This window comes from Mesorhizobium sp. LEGMi-168a (assembly GCF_058312955.1).
Genome location: NZ_JBZEGV010000001.1, coordinates 304,629 through 323,737 on the forward strand (window position 1 = coordinate 304,629; position 19,109 = coordinate 323,737).

Annotated in this window: 15 protein-coding genes; 6 read left to right on the forward strand and 9 right to left on the reverse strand. The window is 63.0% G+C overall.

Annotation, left to right across the window (positions count from 1 at the left end):
* Positions 1–47: 47 nt before the first annotated feature.
* Positions 48–1,490: a DEAD/DEAH box helicase gene (locus AC4FWB_RS01555; protein ID WP_491024036.1), complete on the reverse strand. Its 1,443-nt coding sequence runs from the start codon at positions 1,488–1,490 to the stop codon at positions 48–50.
* A gap of 404 nt (positions 1,491–1,894) precedes the next feature.
* On the opposite strand from AC4FWB_RS01555, the gene AC4FWB_RS01560 reads away from it, so the two are divergent.
* The 3 genes from AC4FWB_RS01560 (at position 1,895) to waaF (ending at position 5,577) form a co-directional block, all read left to right on the forward strand.
* Positions 1,895–3,427, forward strand: coding sequence for an acyl-CoA carboxylase subunit beta (locus tag AC4FWB_RS01560; RefSeq protein ID WP_491024037.1), 1,533 nt, complete (start codon positions 1,895–1,897; stop codon positions 3,425–3,427).
* Between the two features lie 296 nt (positions 3,428–3,723).
* A complete protein-coding gene (locus AC4FWB_RS01565; protein WP_491024038.1) occupies positions 3,724–4,500 on the forward strand; it encodes a glycosyltransferase in 777 nt (258 codons plus the stop codon).
* Positions 4,501–4,512: 12 nt separating this feature from the next.
* Entirely contained in the window at positions 4,513–5,577 is a 1,065-nt protein-coding gene (waaF, locus tag AC4FWB_RS01570; RefSeq protein WP_491024039.1) for a lipopolysaccharide heptosyltransferase II, read from the forward strand.
* A gap of 5 nt (positions 5,578–5,582) precedes the next feature.
* Here waaF and AC4FWB_RS01575 read toward each other — a convergent pair whose 3' ends face one another.
* Both AC4FWB_RS01575 and AC4FWB_RS01580 read right to left on the reverse strand, forming a co-directional pair.
* Positions 5,583–7,589: a hypothetical protein gene (locus AC4FWB_RS01575; protein WP_491024040.1), complete on the reverse strand. Its 2,007-nt coding sequence runs from the start codon at positions 7,587–7,589 to the stop codon at positions 5,583–5,585.
* The gene (locus AC4FWB_RS01580) at positions 7,586–9,112 is read right to left on the reverse strand and encodes an NAD(P)H-hydrate dehydratase (RefSeq protein WP_491024041.1); all 1,527 of its coding nucleotides are present in this window, start codon (positions 9,110–9,112) and stop codon (positions 7,586–7,588) included. The genes AC4FWB_RS01575 and AC4FWB_RS01580 overlap by 4 nt, the downstream gene beginning before the upstream one ends.
* A gap of 346 nt (positions 9,113–9,458) precedes the next feature.
* Between AC4FWB_RS01580 and AC4FWB_RS01585 the strand changes: the two genes are divergently transcribed.
* Positions 9,459–9,797: a P-II family nitrogen regulator gene (locus tag AC4FWB_RS01585; protein WP_203278201.1), complete on the forward strand. Its 339-nt coding sequence runs from the start codon at positions 9,459–9,461 to the stop codon at positions 9,795–9,797.
* Between the two features lie 60 nt (positions 9,798–9,857).
* The gene (glnA, locus tag AC4FWB_RS01590; RefSeq protein ID WP_491024042.1) at positions 9,858–11,267 is read left to right on the forward strand and encodes a type I glutamate--ammonia ligase; all 1,410 of its coding nucleotides are present in this window, start codon (positions 9,858–9,860) and stop codon (positions 11,265–11,267) included.
* A 262-nt stretch (positions 11,268–11,529) separates the two neighbouring features.
* Here glnA and AC4FWB_RS01595 read toward each other — a convergent pair whose 3' ends face one another.
* Positions 11,530–12,570, reverse strand: a complete 1,041-nt coding sequence (locus AC4FWB_RS01595; RefSeq protein ID WP_491024043.1) for a glutamine synthetase beta-grasp domain-containing protein — start codon at positions 12,568–12,570, stop codon at positions 11,530–11,532.
* 310 nt (positions 12,571–12,880) lie between these two features.
* Between AC4FWB_RS01595 and AC4FWB_RS01600 the strand changes: the two genes are divergently transcribed.
* A complete protein-coding gene (locus AC4FWB_RS01600; protein WP_491024044.1) occupies positions 12,881–13,075 on the forward strand; it encodes a DUF2735 domain-containing protein in 195 nt (64 codons plus the stop codon).
* Between the two features lie 80 nt (positions 13,076–13,155).
* Here AC4FWB_RS01600 and AC4FWB_RS01605 read toward each other — a convergent pair whose 3' ends face one another.
* The 5 genes from AC4FWB_RS01605 to AC4FWB_RS01625 form a co-directional block, all read right to left on the reverse strand.
* Positions 13,156–15,045 carry an MFS transporter gene (locus AC4FWB_RS01605; RefSeq protein ID WP_491024045.1) on the reverse strand — a complete coding sequence of 630 codons (1,890 nt, stop codon included), beginning with the start codon at positions 15,043–15,045 and terminating at the stop codon, positions 13,156–13,158.
* A gap of 285 nt (positions 15,046–15,330) precedes the next feature.
* On the reverse strand, positions 15,331–16,122 hold the full coding sequence (locus AC4FWB_RS01610) for an ATP12 family chaperone protein (protein WP_491024046.1): 792 nt from the start codon (positions 16,120–16,122) through the stop codon (positions 15,331–15,333).
* A 10-nt stretch (positions 16,123–16,132) separates the two neighbouring features.
* Positions 16,133–17,008 (reverse strand): DMT family transporter, encoded by an 876-nt coding sequence (locus AC4FWB_RS01615; RefSeq protein ID WP_491024330.1) that lies wholly within the window; start codon positions 17,006–17,008, stop codon positions 16,133–16,135.
* A 41-nt stretch (positions 17,009–17,049) separates the two neighbouring features.
* Positions 17,050–18,036, reverse strand: coding sequence for an RluA family pseudouridine synthase (locus AC4FWB_RS01620; protein ID WP_491024047.1), 987 nt, complete (start codon positions 18,034–18,036; stop codon positions 17,050–17,052).
* A gap of 124 nt (positions 18,037–18,160) precedes the next feature.
* The gene (locus AC4FWB_RS01625; protein WP_491024048.1) at positions 18,161–18,991 is read right to left on the reverse strand and encodes an aspartyl/asparaginyl beta-hydroxylase domain-containing protein; all 831 of its coding nucleotides are present in this window, start codon (positions 18,989–18,991) and stop codon (positions 18,161–18,163) included.
* Positions 18,992–19,109: the final 118 nt, after the last annotated feature.

The window sequence follows — 19,109 nt, forward strand, 5'->3', positions numbered from 1 at the left end:
CAAAGGCTCCGGCCGTGGTTTTTTTTTATATGAATACAGGTAGGGTCTTAATCCGCCCGGTTCGCCGGCCGCTTACCGCCGAAGCGGCGCTTGTTGTTGCCCTTGAAGCGCTTGAAGCCGTCAGGCTTGCGCTCGCCGTTCGGCTTCGCGCCTGCCGGACGTTCGGCTTGCGGCGCGAATTGGCGCTCGCCATTGGGGTTGCCGCCAAAGCGTTTCTTGCCGTTGTTGCTATTGCCGGGACGACGTCCGTCACGACGGCCGCCATGATGCTCGCGGTCGTTGGCGGGCTCGAAATGACGCTCGGTCTTTTCCTTCGGATCGCGCTGCGGATCAGGGCTGCCGAGATGGTCGGCGATGACCGGAAGCTTCATGCGGATTATGCGTTCGACCTGCCTCAGCTTGCCGTTCTCCGAGGGATCGCAAAGCGTGATCGCTATGCCATCCATGCCGTTGCGGCCGGTGCGGCCGATGCGATGGACATAGCTCTCCGCCTCGTCCGGCAGGTCGAAGTTCACGACATGGCTGATGCCGGGCACGTCGATGCCGCGCGCGGCGATGTCGGTCGCCACCAGGATGCGCACCGAGCCGTCGCGGAAATCGTTGAGCGCTTTCTGGCGCGCGTTCTGCGACTTGTTGCCGTGGATGACGGCGGCGTTGAAACCGTCGCGGGCAAGATCCTTGGTGACGCGGTCGGCGCCATGCTTGGTGCGCGAAAACACGATCACCGAGCGCATCGTCTCATCGACCAGCATCTTGGACAGCACCTGGCGCTTCTGCTTGGTGCGGGCGAGCACCACGCTCTGCACGATCTCGGCCGCCGTCGTGCTCTGCGGCGAAACCTCGATGCGAACCGGGTCCTTCAGCAGACCTTTGGCAAGCTCTGCGATCTCGTTCGGCATGGTGGCCGAGAACAGCGCGGTCTGGCGGTCCGGCGCCGTCGCCTTGGCGATGCGCTTGACGTCGTTGATGAAGCCCATGTCGAGCATGCGGTCGCCTTCGTCGAGCACCAGCCATTTGGTGTCGGCAAGGATGAGGTCGCCCTCGCGCACAAGGTCGGTCAGCCGGCCGGGCGTGGCGATAAGGACGTCGACGCCGGGGCCGATCTTCTTCACCTGGCTGTAGCGGGAGACACCGCCCAGCACGAGCGCGGTCGAAATATGCGCGCCCTTGGCAAGCAGCTTGATCGTATCCTCGATCTGCACGGCGAGCTCACGGGTCGGCGCCAGGATCAGCGCGCGCGCCGTCTTCGGCCGGCGCTTGGTGCCGAGCCCGATGATCTTCGACAGGATCGGCAGCGCGAAGGCCGCGGTCTTGCCCGAGCCGGTCTGGGCGATGCCGAATATGTCGCGGCCTTCAAGCTGCGGCGGGATCGCCTGCGTCTGAATCGGCTTCGGATCGGTAAAACCGGCCGCATTGGCGGCCTTGAGCAGCGCGCCGGTTATTCCAAGGGCTGCGAAACCGTTCGGTTCCGCTTGGTTTTCGTTGGTCAAAATACTCTTCTTTCATGCGGCGCGAGGCCGCAAATATCAAATCACGGCAGGGCGCAACCTGCCGTCGAAAAATTGTCAGGAAACGACAAGGCGGCGGACGGGAGCGTCCGCGCGGCTGCGCTGTCGTGCCCGCGAGCGTCATGCCCCGGGGCTTTTTCGCCACCTTGTCGGGCTGCCGGACAGGGACCGACTTGCCGGAAAGAGGGAAAACAGACGCAACCAGTCTCATGCGTGGAGAAAGCCGGACGTCCCGGCCCAAGCGCCTATGCCGCCGCATATGGCCGAGTCCGGCCTGAAATGCAAGAGGCTATGTTGCGGCGCAGCAAAATCAGGATGATTGCAGCGCTTGCGCTCCCCTGCCCGCACCATTACCACAAACCATCCATCCGTTGTGGGGACCGGCGATGAAGGACGTGCTGAAGGAACTCGAGCGCCGCCGCGAGATCGCCCGTATGGGCGGCGGCAAGGAACGGATCGAGGCCCAGCACAAGAAAGGCAAGCTCACCGCTCGTGAGCGCATCGAGGTGTTCCTCGACGAGGGTTCGTTCGAGGAGTTCGACATGTATGTCGAGCACCGCTCCACCGATTTCGGCATGGAAAAGACCAAGATCGCGGGCGACGGCGTCGTCACCGGTTGGGGCACGGTCAATGGGCGCCCCATCTATCTGTTCGCCAAGGATTTCACCGTCTTCGGCGGCTCGCTGTCGGAGGCCCATGCCGAGAAGGTGGTCAAGATCCAGGAGATGGCGCTGCGCAACCGCGCGCCGATCATCGGCCTCTACGATGCCGGCGGCGCCCGCATCCAGGAGGGGGTGGCCGCGCTCGGCGGCTATGCCGAGATTTTCCAGCGCAATGTGCTCGCCTCCGGCGTCATCCCGCAGATTTCGCTGATCATGGGTCCGTGCGCCGGCGGCGACGTCTATTCGCCCGCCATGACCGACTTCATCTTCATGGTGCGCGACACCTCCTACATGTTCGTCACCGGGCCGGATGTGGTGAAGACGGTGACCAACGAGACGGTGACGGCCGAGAGCCTGGGCGGCGCCACGGTGCACACGACCAGATCCTCCATTGCCGACGGCGCTTATGACAACGACGTCGAGGCGCTGCAGCAGATGCGCCGGCTGATCGACCTTTTGCCGGCGTCCAACACGGCAGAGATTCCTGAGATCGAATGCTACCAGTCGGTGATGGATCACGACCTGTCGCTCGACCGGCTGATTCCGGACAACGCCAACAAGCCTTACGACATCAAGGAACTGATCCTCAAAGTCGCCGACGAAGGCGACTTCTTCGAGATCCAGGCGAGCTTCGCCAAGAACATCGTCACCGGCTTCGGCCGAGTTGACGGCCGAACCGTCGGCTTCGTCGCCAACCAGCCGATGGTGCTGGCGGGCGTGCTGGATTCCGACGCCAGCCGCAAGGCGGCGCGCTTCGTGCGCTTCTGCGACTGTTTCTCGATCCCGATCGTCACCTTCGTCGACGTTCCAGGCTTCCTGCCGGGCACCGCGCAGGAATATGGCGGGTTGATCAAGCATGGCGCCAAGCTGCTCTTTGCCTATGCCGAGGCAACCGTGCCGAAGATCACCGTGATCACCCGCAAGGCCTATGGCGGCGCCTACGACGTCATGGCGTCAAAGCACCTGCGCGGCGACATGAACTATGCCTGGCCGACGGCGCAGATCGCGGTGATGGGCGCAAGAGGCGCGGTCGAGATCATCTACCGCAAGGACATCGGCAATGCGGAAAAGATCGCAGCCCACACCAAAGCTTACGAGGATCGCTTCCTGTCGCCCTTCGTCGCGGCCGAACGCGGCTATATCGACGAGGTGATCATGCCCCACTCGACCCGCCGCCGTATCGCGCGGGCATTGCGCATGCTGCGCAACAAGGACATGCAGAACCCCTGGAAGAAGCACGACAACATTCCGCTGTGAGGGCGTTCCGCCCAAGTCTCGCATCAAGTCGGCCAGCCACCAGCACTTCCATCAGAGATCTGTGCTTTCCAAAATCATCGCCGGCTTTCGAAGGTTGACAATTAGCATCTCCTAACGCCATTGGTGCGGGAATGCTAATAACCCTTGCAACAAAGGGCGTTATTCCGTGCAAAGGCTATGGCGGGATAGAACGTCAGGTCGACTGGCTGGCCACTGAACTGGTCAGGCAGGGGCACCGTGTCGTTCTCGTCGCCGGACCGGGATCTTCGCATCCACTGTGCGAGGTGCGGCATGCGGTGAGCGACGCCGAATGCCGCGCAGCGATCCCGCAGGACACGCAGATTGTCCACTTTCATGCGTGGAAGGTCGAAGTCCCCTTCCCGACCCTCAACACCGAGCGCGGCCATTTGCCGGACTATCCGCGGCAGCAACCGAACTGGAGCTTCATCAGCGCCCGGCATGCGCAGCTGCACGGCCGCAAGACCTTCGTCTACAACGGATTTCCGGTGGACGACTATCGGCCCGCCAAATCGAGAAACGACCGTCTCCTCTTCATGGCGGCCATCGCGCGTGCTGGAAAGGGCCTGAGCCGGGCAGTCGACCTTGCCAGGAAATTCGACTTCCCCCTCGATATCGCCGGCGGCTCGCGGTGGAAGCTGCTGGGCCGAAGCCAAACCCGCCGCGAGGGCGTCTTTTTCAAAAGTCTTCCTCGCCGCTATCGCTTCAACGGCGTCGTTGACGGCGAGGACAAGCTGCGCCTTCTCAGCGAATCGAGGGCCTTCCTCAATCCGATTGCCTGGGAAGAGCCTTTCGGCAACGCGCCGGTCGAGGCCATGCTGTGCGGCACGCCCGTTTTGACCACCCGGCGCGGCGCCTTGCCGGAAACGGTGGACCCGGACACGGGCCGATTCTTCGAGAGCGACGAGGAGTTTGCCCACGGTCTTGCCGAGATTGCAGACCTGTGCGCGGGGAAATGCCGTGAATCGGCCGCCGATAGATTTCCGATCGCGAAAACCGCGAAGGCCTATCTGGAACTCTACGCCCGTATCCTTGATGGCGAAGCGCTTCCGTGACAAGGAACCGCCGTGCTCGCCGTCGGCGGCGACCGTGTCGGATCGAAAAGGTATCGCGCATTGCGCCCCATTCTCGTCTTCTGCTTGCCGGCAATCGGCGACTTCATCCGTTGCCATTCGGCAATCCAGATCATAGCAGCGAGGTTTCCCGGGCACCCGATCGATGTCGTCACCTCGCCGCTCGCCGCGCCGCTGGCGCGATTGATGCCACACGTCCGGAAGGCCTGGACCGTCGAGAAACAATGGAATCCCGGCCTCAGGGAGCGCGCGCATCTGGCAAACAAACTGCGCCAAGAGAACTATCAGGCAGCCTATCTGCTCACCAGCAGCACCAAGGCGGCCCTGGTGCCATGGCTGGCGGGCATTCCCGAGCGTATCGGCTACCCGCGCGAGTTCCAGTTCGGCATCGTCAACCGGCTGCCGGCCGGCTGGTTGCGAGCCATGGTGGCCTTCGGACCGCGCAAGACCAGGTTGTTCGAACAGGCCTGCGCCGTCGCCATGCTGGGTGAGCAGCCCGGCGGCGATATGCAGTTGCCGCAGCCGCGAATGGTGGTTCCACCCGAGGATCTCTCGGCTTGGCAAGTCCGGCATGGGATCGACGCTGCAAGACCGGCACTGGCGCTCTACACGTCGGAATTCAGCAACTTCCGCTCATGGCCGGCGGAGCGCTTCATCTCGATCGCCAAGGATCATGCCGAGCGTGGCTGGTCGGTATGGATCGTCGGTGGTCCTCGCGAGCGCGAAGCCGCGGCCCAGATTAGAGCAGCGCTTCCGGAGGCAGTGGATTTCACGTCGACCCCCGACATCACCGACGCCATGTGCCAGATCGCCGCCTCGACCGTCTTTCTCGGCGTCGATGGCGGAATCTGCCACACCGCAGCGGCTTTGGGGGGACCGTGTGTGCTCATCTTCGGATCGAATCGGTCTTATGAAACCGGGCCAGTGAACGACCATGTCCGGTTCTTGGAGCCGCCGATTTCGACGCCGAGTTGGATCCGCCATACGCGCGGCGTCAGCGAGGAACGGGTGCTTGCAGCCTTGGCGGACGCTGTGGCGCACCGCCTGCAAGGCGTCTGACCGGTCTACTCCTCTTCCGACGCGCCGAAGCCCGCGCTCATGCCCGCGCGGGCGGTGTTTGCCCATGGCGTCGCATGGTTGTCGATGCGCATCTGGAACAGAAAGTAGGTCGGCGAGCAGAAGCCGATGCCTTTGACCTTGGCCGCGCCCGGCGTGTCGGACGGCAGCGACTGGCACATATAGTCCTCGCGGCAGAAATGCTCGGCCGAGCAGGCCGGGCGGTTGCCACGATTGACGGCGCCGCCGAGACACTGGTCGAAATTGTTGGTCGCCACGCAGATGTCGAACTTCTTGCCGCCGACCAGGCCGCAGATTTCGCTTGGCATCGGCCTGCCGGCCTTGAAGGCGGAGAAGGCCAGATCCTTGGCGTCGCAACCGCGATAGGCGAAGCCGCCTGGAACGCCGATCTTGGGTGGACGGCAGGTATAGGCGGTGCGTGAAATGGCCGGCGCGAAGGCCGCGAACTGGCCGGTGATCTTGTAGCGATCGTTGAAGGGCTGCGTCGCGTTGCTGGCAATCGTGCCGGTGAGGCAGGGATGGCCGGAAAACATCGCGGGACTATCCTTGGGCAGCAGGCATTGCGCGAGTTTCGTCCTGACCCCTGAAGCGGTCGCGATCGGCGTGCAGGTCGTGCCGCCTCCGCATTGCCAGTTGCTGCCGAACCGGGCGGCATCTTCCGGCATCAGGCACGGCATCGCCGTCTCGGCCGGCGTATAGGCGACCTCGCCGGTATCCTTCCAGGCGGCCGGCGGCGCGAAGGACAACGGACGAAACCGGTTGGGCTCCCTGCCTTCCACAATCGCCCGCAGCCACGCCTCACGGCGCGGAATCTCGGCATGGAGATGCGGCGAGACACCGACCTCGATGCGGTTGAGCGGCGAGGTTGTGCCGTCGTCGAGGCCGATGAAATGGAACCCGGCGGTCGAGCCCGTCTGATGGCAGCCCTGGCAAGCGCCGTTGTCGAGCCGTTCGACAAGGGCTTCCGGGCTGCGCGCCAGTGAAAACTTCGAATAGTCGAGGTCAGCAAACTCTTTCGGGTCGATGAGCGGAGTGAACGGATGGTTGGCCTGCCTGGCGCTGCCGAAGGTCGACCAGGAGATGACCTTCTTCGCCAGGAATTCATCCGGGATTTCGTAAACGCCGAGATCGATGGCGGCGGCGTTGGCGCGGACATAGTCGGCCAGCCTCGTCTTCAGCGCGGCGTCCTCGGCAAGGCGAATCGTGTCGGGCGCGTTCTCCAGCGGCTTCTCGCTGACGGCTATGCCGTCGATGCCAAAAATCCGCATGAGGTAGGCGGCCTGCCCGCCAAACTCGGTTTCCTGGCCGGAGGGAAAGCGCACCACCTGGGCATTGAGCTCGAGCTGCTTGAAGGAGAGGCTCGCTTTTTCCAGCGGTCCGCCGGCCAGCCAGCCGGCATCGACCGCACCGTCGAGCTGGGGCGTCCAGCGTCCGGCAGCACCGGTACAGCCGCCATCGGCGTCCGGAGCAACGCGGTAGACGGCATTGAAATTGAACGGCAGCCGCGAGGCCAAAACCTTGCCGTTCTTCTTGAAGCTGTAGGCCAGGCGATAGATGAAGCGTACCTCGCCGCAGCCAGGCTCGTTGCCGAGTTCCGCGAAATCGCACCGGTCGAGCCGGTTGACGACGCCGACCAGGCGGAAGCGCGCGGCATTGGTCTTCAGCCAGCGCATGTCGATGATGCGGCCGACATTGCCGTCGGTCATTTCATAGAGCTGCCGGCCGCCGGCCTTCATCTCGGCGCGGAGTGCCGCTACGTCGGCGGACACCGTCTCGACGATGGCGTGGTAGACCGGCGCCGCGTCATAAAGCGTTTTCAGGTCGTCCTTGCCGCTGACGCCGAAGATGCCGGCGAAGCCGAAGCCCTTGGCATCGAGCGCGGCGAGCAAGCGTGGATCGTCGACGATTGTAACCGGATGATCAGTGGCATGCGCCGTCTGCGCGCCGAAGAGGGCAATGGCGGCGACCGCGATGAGAATCGCCAGCCGCATCATCGGACAGCCATCGCTTTTTCCATCAACTCGCGCAGCACCGGCGCCATGGCTAAAGGCAGATCCTCGGCGATCAGGCCGGGTCCGAACCGGCTGCCGGCTTCGGCATGAATCCAGACACCAGCGCAGGCCGCTTCAAAGGCAGGCATGCCCTGCGCCAGCAGCCCGGCGATGATCCCGGCCAGCACATCGCCGGAACCCGCGGTGGCAAGCCAGGGCGCGCCGTTGCCGTTGATGGCGGCTCGGCTATCTGGCGCCGCGATCACCGTGTCGGCGCCTTTGTAGACGATGATGGCATTGGCACGCGCCGCCGCCGCGCGGGCCTTGGCCAATTTGGAAAGCGCCTTGTCGTCCGCAACGTCGGGGAACAGCCTGCCGAATTCGCCCTCATGCGGCGTCATCACCAGCGCCGGCGCGCCGGACCTGCGGGCCGCCTGAAACAGTGTCTCGGGCTCGTCGCGAAACGAGGTGATGCCGTCGGCGTCGAGCACCAGCCCTTCGACGCCCGCGCTCCGCCCTTGCCCTGCGCCGAGCAGCGCAAGGGCAAAATCGCGCGCCCTTTCGCCGATGCCGAACCCCGGACCGAGCACAAAGGACGAGGGACGGCGATCGGCGAGGAATGCGCCGAGGTCGGCAACCGTTTCGGCCTTGCGCAGCATGATCGAGGTGAGATGCGCGGCATTCACCTGCATGGCATTCGCCGGCGACAGCACCGTCACCGCCCCTGCCCCGCTTCTCGCGGCCGCCAGCGCCGACAGCCGCGCGGCGCCGGTCGCCGAAGGTCCACCGGAAAAGACACTCGTATGGCCCCGCCTGTATTTATGCGCATCCACAGCCGGGACCGGAAAAGCAGGCAGCCAGAGTGCCGGCTCGTTCTCGAAGGTTCGCGGCGCGATCCGGGCGATGACTTCGTCACCGATGCCGATGTCGGCAAGCACGACCTCGCCGCACATTTCGCGCCCCGGCAGCAGCACATGCCCGGGCTTCTTTCGCGCGAAGGTCACGGTCGTGGCCGCGCGGAACGCGCTGCCGAGGATGTCGCCGCTTTCGCCGGAGACGCCGGAAGGCAGGTCTATGGCGACGACCGGTAAGCCTAGATCCGTCACGATCTGCACCGCCTTGGCGGCGTCGCCCGAAAGCGGCTTTGAGAGTCCTGCGCCATACAGCGCGTCGACCACGAGCGAGCCGGGCTCGGCGGCGAAGGCGGGCAGCGGTCTACGCTCGAGCGGGCAGTCGGCCGCGGCAAGCGCGGCATCGCTGCCTGCCCGCGGCTCGCCCGACACCCACATCGCGACGTCGACGCCGCTCTCCTGGAGCAGGCGCGCCACGACATAGCCGTCGCCGCCATTGTTGCCGGGACCGCACAGCACGTGCACCCGGGTCGCTCCCGGGTAGCGCGCCAGCACCACGGCCGCGACCGCCTCGCCGGCGCGCTTCATCAACCCGTAACCGTCGAGCGGACCTTCGGCGATCGCCAGCCGGTCAGCCTCGGCCATTTCGGCCGGTGAAAGAAGTTCATTGTGCATGGGATTGCCGATCTCCATCCGATCAAGCATTGTCCGATTTGCGGTTCGAAGCAAACGGCGGCGGCCGAATGCCAGTCCAAAGTGGCGGCGCCTGGAGGGGAATCTGCCTGCAAATTGCGCTATCTGCCCAAATTTTGCGCAGACGGATGGAGGAGCGATGTATAGGCTTTGGGCGTCGATGACGCATCCAATGCAGCCGATGACGCGAAATTGCATCCAGGTGCGGCATGGCATCTGAATCGCCCGATACCGCCTCCAACCTCCCGGATTTGGCACGCTTCGTGCTTGATGGAGGCGCAAGCGGGGTACACAACCCGTCTCTTTGGCAGTGGAGGCCACTTTCTACATGAAAAAGATCGAAGCGATCATCAAGCCATTCAAGCTGGACGAAGTGAAGGAAGCGCTTCAGGAGGCCGGACTGCAGGGCATCACCGTCACCGAGGCCAAGGGCTTTGGCCGGCAGAAAGGCCACACCGAACTCTATCGGGGTGCCGAATATGTCGTCGACTTCCTGCCCAAGGTGAAGATCGAGGTGGTGCTCGGCGACGACGCCGTCGAAGGCGCCATCGAAGCCATCCGCAAGGCGGCGCAGACCGGCCGCATCGGCGACGGCAAGATCTTCGTCTCCAACATCGAGGAAGTCATCCGCATCCGCACCGGCGAGACCGGCATGGACGCCGTCTGACGCCACCCACCTTTCTGAACCGTCATCATCAAAAAACGTCATCACACAGGGATACATGACATGACGACAGCCAAAGACATCATGAAGCAGATCAAGGACAACGACGTGAAGTTCGTCGACCTGCGCTTCACCGATCCGCGGGGCAAGCTGCAGCATGTGACGATGGATGTCGTCGAGGTCGAGGAAGACATGTTCGCCGACGGCGTGATGTTCGACGGCTCATCCATCGCCGGCTGGAAGGCGATCAACGAGTCCGACATGGTGCTGATGCCGGACACGGACACCGTCCATATGGACCCGTTCTTCGCCCAGTCGACCATGGTCATCCTGTGCGACATCCTCGATCCGGTCTCGGGCGAGGCCTATAACCGCGACCCGCGCGGCACCGCCAAGAAGGCCGAGGCCTACATGAAGTCGGAAGGCATCGGCGACACCATCTATGTCGGCCCGGAAGCCGAGTTCTTCGTGTTCGACGACGTCAAGTACAAGGTTGATCCCTACAACACCGGCTTCCGCCTGGACTCGACAGAACTGCCGTCCAACGACGACACCGACTACGAGACCGGCAACCTTGGCCATCGTCCGCGCATCAAGGGCGGCTATTTCCCTGTGCCGCCGGTCGATTCCTGCCAGGACATGCGCTCCGAAATGCTGACCGTGCTTGCCGAGATGGGCGTGCGCGTCGAAAAGCATCACCACGAGGTGGCGGCCGCGCAGCACGAGCTTGGCATCAAGTTCGACACGCTGGTGCGCAACGCCGACAAGATGCTGATCTACAAGTATGTCGTGCACCAGGTCGCCAACGCCTACGGCAAGACGGCCACCTTCATGCCGAAGCCGGTGTTCGGCGACAACGGCTCAGGCATGCACGTTCACCAGTCGATCTGGAAGAGCGGCAAGCCGACCTTCGCCGGCAACGAATATGCTGGCCTGTCGGAGACCTGCCTGTTCTATATCGGCGGCATCATCAAGCATGCCAAGGCGATCAACGCATTTACCAACCCGCTGACCAACTCCTACAAGCGTCTGGTGCCGGGTTATGAAGCGCCGGTGCTGCTCGCCTATTCGGCGCGCAACCGCTCGGCCTCCTGCCGCATTCCGTTCGGCTCGTCGCCGAAGTCGAAGCGCGTCGAGGTCCGCTTCCCCGATCCGGGCGCGAACCCCTATCTCGGCTTCGCCGCCATGCTGATGGCCGGCCTCGACGGCATCAAGAACAAGATCCATCCGGGGCAGCCGATGGACAAGGACCTTTACGACCTGCCGCCGAAGGAATTGAAGAAGATCCCGACCGTCTGCGGCTCGCTGCGCGAAGCGCTGCAGAGCCTCGACAAGGACCGCGGCTTCCTGAAAGCCGGCGGCGTCTTCGACGACGACCAGATCGACTCTTACATCGAGCTGAAGATGGCGGAAGTCATGCGCTTCGAAATGACCCCGCACCCGGTCGAGTACGACATGTACTATTCGGTCTAACGCTTTGATCGAATAGAAATTCAGCCCTTGGAAGGGAAACCTTCCAAGGGCTTTTCATTTGCTCGGATCTATTCCGCTGCCCCATGGCGGCAACCGCACTCCTGGCATGCCACACGAGATCGTAGTGGCGTCATCGCCGGCTGACGACTGCGCGGCGGAACTTCTCGCCGATCTCCACGCAAAAAGCCCCGGCGTTTTTCCCGCCGGGGCTTTTTGTCATTCACGTCACGCCGCGGGCCTGCAGCCCGCGCCGAGAAAGGGATCAGGCGGCCGCCGAGACCTTCGCGTCGGTCGAGACCTGCGAGATCGTCTTCAGCACCTGCGAGGCGATCTGGTAGGGGTCGCCCTGCGAGTTCGGACGGCGGTCTTCCAGATAGCCCTTGTAGTCGTTCTTGACGAAGGAATGCGGGACACGGATCGAGGCGCCACGGTCGGCGACGCCGTAGGAGAACTTGTTCCACGGCGCGGTCTCGTGCTTGCCGGTCAGGCGCTTGTCGTTGTCCGGACCGTAGACGGCGATGTGATCCATCAGGTTCTTCTCGAACTGCGCCATCAGCGCCTCGAAATAGGCCTTGCCGCCGACTTCGCGCATGTACTTGGTCGAGAAGTTGCAGTGCATGCCCGAGCCATTCCAGTCGGTGTCGCCGAGCGGCTTGCAGTGGAACTCGATGTCGATGCCGTACTTTTCGGTCAGGCGCAGCAGCAGGTAGCGCGCCATCCAGATCTGGTCGGCGGCCTTTTTGGAGCCCTTGCCGAAAATCTGGAATTCCCACTGGCCCTTGGCCACCTCGGCATTGATGCCTTCGTGGTTGATGCCGGCGGCGAGGCAGAGGTCGAGATGCTCCTCGACGATCTGGCGCGCGACATCGCCGACGTTCTTGTAGCCGACGCCGGTGTAGTACGGGCCCTGCGGCGCCGGATAGCCGCTCTCGGGGAAGCCAAGTGGACGGCCGTCCTTGTAGAAGAAATACTCCTGCTCGAAGCCAAACCAGGCGTCCTCGTCGTCGAGGATGGTGGCGCGGCTGTTCGATGCATGCGGGGTGACGCCATCGGGCATCATGACCTCGCACATGACGAGCACGCCGTTGGTGCGAGCGGGATCCGGGTAAACCGCAACCGGCTTCAGCACGCAGTCGGAGCTGCGGCCTTCGGCCTGGTTCGTCGAGGAACCGTCGAAGCCCCACAGCGGCAGCTGCTCGAGCGTCGGGAACTCGGCAAACTCCTTGATCTGGGTCTTGCCGCGCAGATTGGGGACCGGGGTGTAGCCGTCGAGCCAGATATACTCGAGCTTGTATTTGGTCATTCTAGAGCCTCTCGTTGCTTGATCACCGCCAAACGGTAGCGACGCACGGCCGGGTCGAGCCGGCCTGCCGGTCGTTAAAAAGCAATTCGTGTGCCACTCTCCCTTCCCGGGGTGCGGCAAAATGATCATCGCAAAGCGTTGAATCTGCTGAGCCGGCTCGGCAATGCGCGGCAATCGCCCAGGCATGAATTCTGCTTTAAAAATAGGCAAATACTGATCTTTATGTAGGCATATTGCCTAAATGAATCGCAGAACCTATCTTGGGGGAAAGCTGAATCGACAAGCTCCTGAAGAAGAAGGGAGGCCGCCAATGGAAGTCACCACGTCCCGTCCGTCGGCAAAGATTCTGATGTTCCCGCTTGCAGGCCGGACGCCTGCCTCAAATTTAGGCGCGAAGGCCAAATTCGCGGCAGAGCTTGCTTCACTGCGCAATACGCACGCCGATTTCGACGGCTGGTACCATGAGGCGGCGATCGAGGAAGAGAACCAGCAGCGCAAGAGCTGACCAGCTCTTTCCAATTCTGCATCAAAAAGGCCCGGCGCGATCGCTCGCGCCGGGCTTTTCATTTGAGGGGATCGATCGTCTTACTGCTTGGCGTGCAGGTCGGTGCCGAGCGTGTCCTTGACGAAGATCATGCCGATGATGAGCGACATCGCCGCGATCAGCACCGGGTACCAGAGGCCGTAGTAGATGTCGCCCTTATAGGCGCTCAGCGCAAACACCGTCGCCGGCAGCAGGCCGCCGAACCAGCCATTGCCGATATGGTATGGCAGCGACATGCCGGTGTAGCGGATACGGGTCGGGAACATCTCGACCAGGATCGCGGCGATCGGCCCGTAGACCATGGTCACGAACACCACCAGGATGAACAGGATGCCGATGGTCATCGGCCAGTCGATGCCTGCCGGATCGGCAACCATGGCGAAGGGACCGCCGCCTGGAATGTTATAGGCGGTGATCTCGGCGGCGCCGGCTGCCTCGTCCTTGGTCAGCAGCTTGTCGGCAACCGCCTTGTCGGTCGGGATCGTCGTCTTCTCGCCGCCACGGATAGCTGCGGCGTCAAGCTTCAGCTCCGGATTGGCCGCGACGAAGGCGTCGAGCTTCTGGTCCGGCACCTTGGCGGCGGCGCGCTTCAGCGGGTAGCCGCCGTCCTGCAAGGACATGTTGACGGCCTTCTGGAAGGCGGCCTCCTTGGCCTTGGCCTGATCGCCGGCGGCGACGGCGTCATAGGACTCAACCGTCTCGTTGCCGATCTTGACCGTTGCCGCCGTGCCGGGTGCTGCCGTCGTCACGACGTCGTAAGGCACCGAGTTCTTGGTCAGGAACGAGGTCGCGATATCGCAGGACGTCGTGAACTTGGCGGTGCCGACCGGGTTGAACTGGAACCTGCAGTCGCCGGGCGCTGCCGTCACGGTCGCGCGGGTGGTCTGCTGCGCGGTGGCCAGCGCCGGGTTGGCGGCCCAGGTCAGCGCCTTGAACAGTGGGAAGGTGCAGACGATTCCCAAAGCGAGACCGGCCATGATGATCGGCTTGCGGCCGATCTTGTCGGACAGCCAGCCGAACACGACGAAGAAGATCGAGCCGACGGCAAGCGCAATGGCGATCATGATGTTGACCGACTGCGCGTCGACCTTCAGCACGTTGGTGAGGAAGAACAGCGCGTAGAACTGGCCGTTGTACCAGATCACGGCCTGGCCGGCGGTCAGACCGAGCAACGCCAAAAGCGCGATCTTGGCGTTCTTCCATTGGCCGAAGGCTTCCGACAGCGGCGCCTTGGAGCCCTTGCCCTCCTCCTTCATGCGCTGGAAGGTCGGCGACTCCGAGAGCGACAGCCGAATCCAGACCGAAACGGCGAGCAGCAGGAAGGAAACGACGAAGGGAATGCGCCAGCCCCAGTTGGCGTAGGCTTCCTTGCTGAGCGACCCCTGTACGATCAGGATGACGATCAGCGACAGGAACAGGCCGAGCGTCGCGGTCGTCTGGATCCAGGAGGTGTAGTAGCCGCGGCGGTCATCGGGCGCATGCTCAGCGACATAGGTCGCGGCGCCGCCATATTCGCCGCCGAGCGCCAGGCCCTGCAGCATGCGCAGCCCGATCAGGATCACGGGTGCTGCTATGCCCCAGCTTGCGTAGCCAGGCAGCAGGCCGACCAGGAAGGTCGACAGGCCCATGATCGTCATGGTGACGAGGAAGGTGTATTTGCGGCCGACGAGATCGCCGATGCGGCCGAACACCAACGCGCCGAACGGGCGGACGAGGAAGCCGGCGGCGAAGGCCAGCAGCGCGAAGATGTTGCGCGTCGCCTCGGGGATGGTCGGGCTGAAGAAGGTCGCGCCGATGAAGGCGGCCAGCGAGCCGTAGAGATAGAAATCGTACCATTCGAAAACGGTGCCGAGCGAGGAGGCGAAGATGACCTTCTTCTCCTCCCGCGTCATGCCGCGGCTGGTTCTGCCGGCGGTCGATACCATTACCATTGATATATCCTCCCGTGGATCCCGTCTGTCCTCGATGGCTGCGCGCCAGCGTCCGCAATTCCTCCGAACGCGGACTCAAAAAAACGCAACCAACGAAGGAAAAATGGCAGAAAGCGCCGGCGAAAGGCACCGCGACGATGGGATTATGACTTTCGTATTAGGTGCAATGCGAAGTGGAGCGCGGCGCTTGGAGTGGTTCAGCTCCGGTAGATTGCCGGTCCACTCCAAGTTTGTCTTACGCAATTCCGGACGGAAAACCGCTGCGCACTTTTCCTGGAATTGCTTTTAGGCTTGCAATGCTTCGAGAAGACTGACCGCCGCCATCATGTCGCGTTTACGCGCCAAGCGGCGCGCGACCGCCTCGGCATCCTGGCCCCAATGCTCGATCTGCCACTCCTCATCGACATGGCCGGCCGCCCAAGCCTCCTCGCCGTCGAGCTCTCCGAAATCGACGGCTAAAGCGAGCAGAGCCGAGCCGGTCAGCGAGGTCATGACATGGATGGCGGCCAGACGCAGCGGCTCAGCGCGCTGGGCGAGATGAGCGCCAAGCACGGCGATCGTCTCGCGCGGCTGCTCGACATGGATGACGCCTTCGGCAAGGTTGAAGCGCGCGCCAAGGCGGCTCCTCGCCCAATCGAGGACCGGGTCCCAGAGCTTGTTTTGCCGATCGACCAGTCCTTGCGGGCCATCGGCGCGATAGCAGAGCAGGTCCGACGAGGCAAAGCGCAGGACATCCTCCAGCACCGCTTGCGGGTCGCTGGCGACGCCGTCTATGGCGGTGTTGGCAAGCCGCATGACCGGCATGGTGACGGGGTCGATGAGTTCGCTCTGCGCGGAAAACTCGTCAGCCACCAGCGTCGCCGCTCTTTCAGTCGGCAGCACCAGCAGCGCCTTTCCCGGCGTGCGGACCGGCCTGCCGTCGAGATGGACGGCAAACCCACTTTCGACCGGCACGACCGAAACGGCCTTGTAGAAGCGCTTCGGCAGCGGCGTCTTCATCTGGATCTGGGCGCGGCGCACCGGATCCGGATCGGAAAGCAACTTTCCTGCTTCAAGGTCTTCGAGGATATCGCGCATGCCGAACTCCTTACACCGTGGGCTGCCTGCGCGCCGGGCGATTGACGATGATCAGCCCGGCGGCGATCAGCGCCAGCGCCAGGAAAATCCTGATCGTCAGCGGCTCGCCCAACAGCACCGCGCCGCACAGAACGCCGAACACCGGCGACAGGAAAGCGAAGCTCGACAAGCCTGCCGCGGGATAGCGCGTCAGCAACCAGAACCACAACACATAGGTGAAGGCGACGATATAGAAAGACTGGAACATCAAAGCCAGTGTCGGCAATGCAGCGAACGCGCGGATCGGCGGTCCGGCGAACGGCATTACCAGGGCGCCGACGACGGCGGCGCCCGCCAATTGATAAAGCAAGAGCTTCTCGGCGGTGGTCCCGACCAGCTTCGACCGCTTGATGACGATGCTGGTCAACGCCCAGAGGACGCCAGAGCCGAGACTGAGCAGGTCACCTGTCAGCGTCGCGTCCTTGCCGGCAACGATGCCGTCGGAGAACACCGCCAGCAGGCCGCAAAAGGCCAGCACGAGACCGCCAAGCTTGCGTGCGTTGATGCGCTCGCCGAGCAGGAAATGGCCGCCGACCAGCACCAAGAAAGGCATGGTGTTGACCAGGAGCGTGTTGCGGGCGACGGTCGTGTATTCGAGCCCGATATAGAGGAACAGGAACTCGACACCGAAGAGCACCCCGACGGCGGCCCCGACGATCAGTGTCCCGTCCGCTTCAAACAGCTTGATGCCACGCAACCAGCACCAGCCGAAAACGCAGAGACCGCCGAGGATCGAGCGAGCGATCGAGACGAAGACAGGATCATAGCCGGCATAGGAGACCTTGGCGGCGACGTAGTTCAGTCCCCAGGACAGCGTCAGCCCGACCATCATGGCGGCCGCGGTCATATCGACCGCATCGCGACGGTCGAGCGTATCGGTGGCGCCGCTCAATTGTCGTCCTCCGCGCTCTGCTCGTCGAAGCCGAGCAGGTTCCAGCTCTGGCGCATATGCGGCGGCATCGGCGCGGTGACATCGATGACACCCTGGTCCGGATGCGGAATGACGATGCGCCGCGCATGCAGATGCAGGCGGTTCTGGATGCCGCCCGGGAATTCCCAGTTGGTATCAGCTTCGAAATATTTGGGGTCGCCGATGATCGGGCAGCCGATATGGGCGGCATGGACGCGGAGCTGGTGGGTGCGGCCGGTGTAGGGTTCCATCTCAAGCCACGACAGCGACTGCGCCGCTTGCTCGACGACGCGGTAATAGGAAACGGCGTGGTCGGCGCCCTTCTCGCCATGCTTGGCGATGCGCACGCGGTCACCATCCGGCGTTGCCTCCTTGACCAGCCAGGTCGAGATCTTGTCCTCGCGCTTCGGCGGCACGCCCTTGACCAGCGCCCAATAGGTCTTCTTCGTCTCGCGCGCCCGGAACGCTTCCGACAGCTTCATCGCCGCAAGGCGGGTGCGGGCAACCACCAGCACGCCGGAAGTGTCGCGGTCGAGGCGGTGGACGAGGCGCGGCTTCTCGCCCTTCTGGTTGCGCCAGGCCTCCAGCATGTCGTCGACATTGCGCGTGACGCCGGAGCCGCCCTGCACGGCAAGCCCGGCCGGCTTGTTGAAGACGAAGACTTTCGGATCCTCGTGCAGAAGCATCTTGGCCAGCACATCCGCATCGCCCTGGTTGCGGATCGAATGGCCGGTGAGCGGGGCATCGCCCTTCTTGTCGACGTCGAGAGGTGGGATACGAACGGTCTGGCCGGGCTCGACGCGCGTGTCGGCTTTCACACGGCCACCATCGACACGGACCTGGCCGGAGCGCAAAAGCTTCTGCAGGTGACCGAAGCCGAGGCCCGGATAGTGGACCTTGAACCAACGGTCGAGCCGCATGCCCGCTTCGCCGGCCTCCACCGTGATTTGTTCAACACCTGCCATGACTTCGCTTTTCCGTTTGAAAGCGGCGCCATAGCATTAAGGAGGGCGGGTTGCGAGCCAAAGACCCAAACAACAGCAAAGATCGCGCCAGGGAGCACGTCCGGTATGACCGGCGCCGGATGTTTCAGTTGGCGGCTGCCTTCTTGGCCTTGGACGAACCGATCATCTTCCAGTTCTTGTAGAACATGGAATTGATGCGCTCGACGCTCACCGAGACGATGGCGAGAAGGCCGGCGATGAGGCCGGGGAATGGCGATGGACGGATGATGTCCATGAACACGCAGTAGCGGCGCCCGTCATACTCGTTGACCGAACGGTGAAGCAGAGTGTCGTCGAAAATGTAGAGCGGATTGTCGTGCCAGTAGTTCCTGGCGTTGTTGCACTCGACGAAAATTTCGGCCTTCACCGGCAACAGGTTGTAGAGGATGCGCAGGCTGAGTCGCAGCGGCCCGAAATGCCAGGAAGTCGATTCCTTGCCCCTGAAGACCGAGACCGCGATGGTCTTGATGTATTTGTAGTCCTTGTTGAATTCCGCGACGTTATCGATCTTGTGCTTGCCATACCACTGATAGACGTACATGCCGCGCCGGCCGGTGCCGAAATTGGCGTCGATATCGGCGATAATCTCGTCCTTGCGAGCTTTGAAGACGTCGAGAACCTCGTTGACCTCACGCTGATAGTCGGCGGGAAACTGCTCCAGCTTCCACACGCCCGGATTCCGGTAGCAAAGCAAGTCAACCAACAGGTTGAAGGGCGACAGCAGCCAGGTGAAGATGCCGTTGCCAAGGAAATAGCCGCGGAACAACGACAGGTCCTTGTTTGCATTGCGCAGCACGTCGATCAGACCGCAGACGATCCAGATCGTCGTCAGGATCGGGATGAAGTAAAAGCCGAGCGCGAGAAGCGGGACTGCGATCGCAGCCTGACGAAGGGTCTTACGGGTTTGCTTTGTCATAGTCTTTCGCGCGGGAGCGCGATCCTGTTCGCATGAGCCAAATCACGGCGACCCCCGTCGGCCGTGCGCCTTGATAGGATTTTTTGTTTCCCTGCACAATCTGGGTCACAGTAGGTAT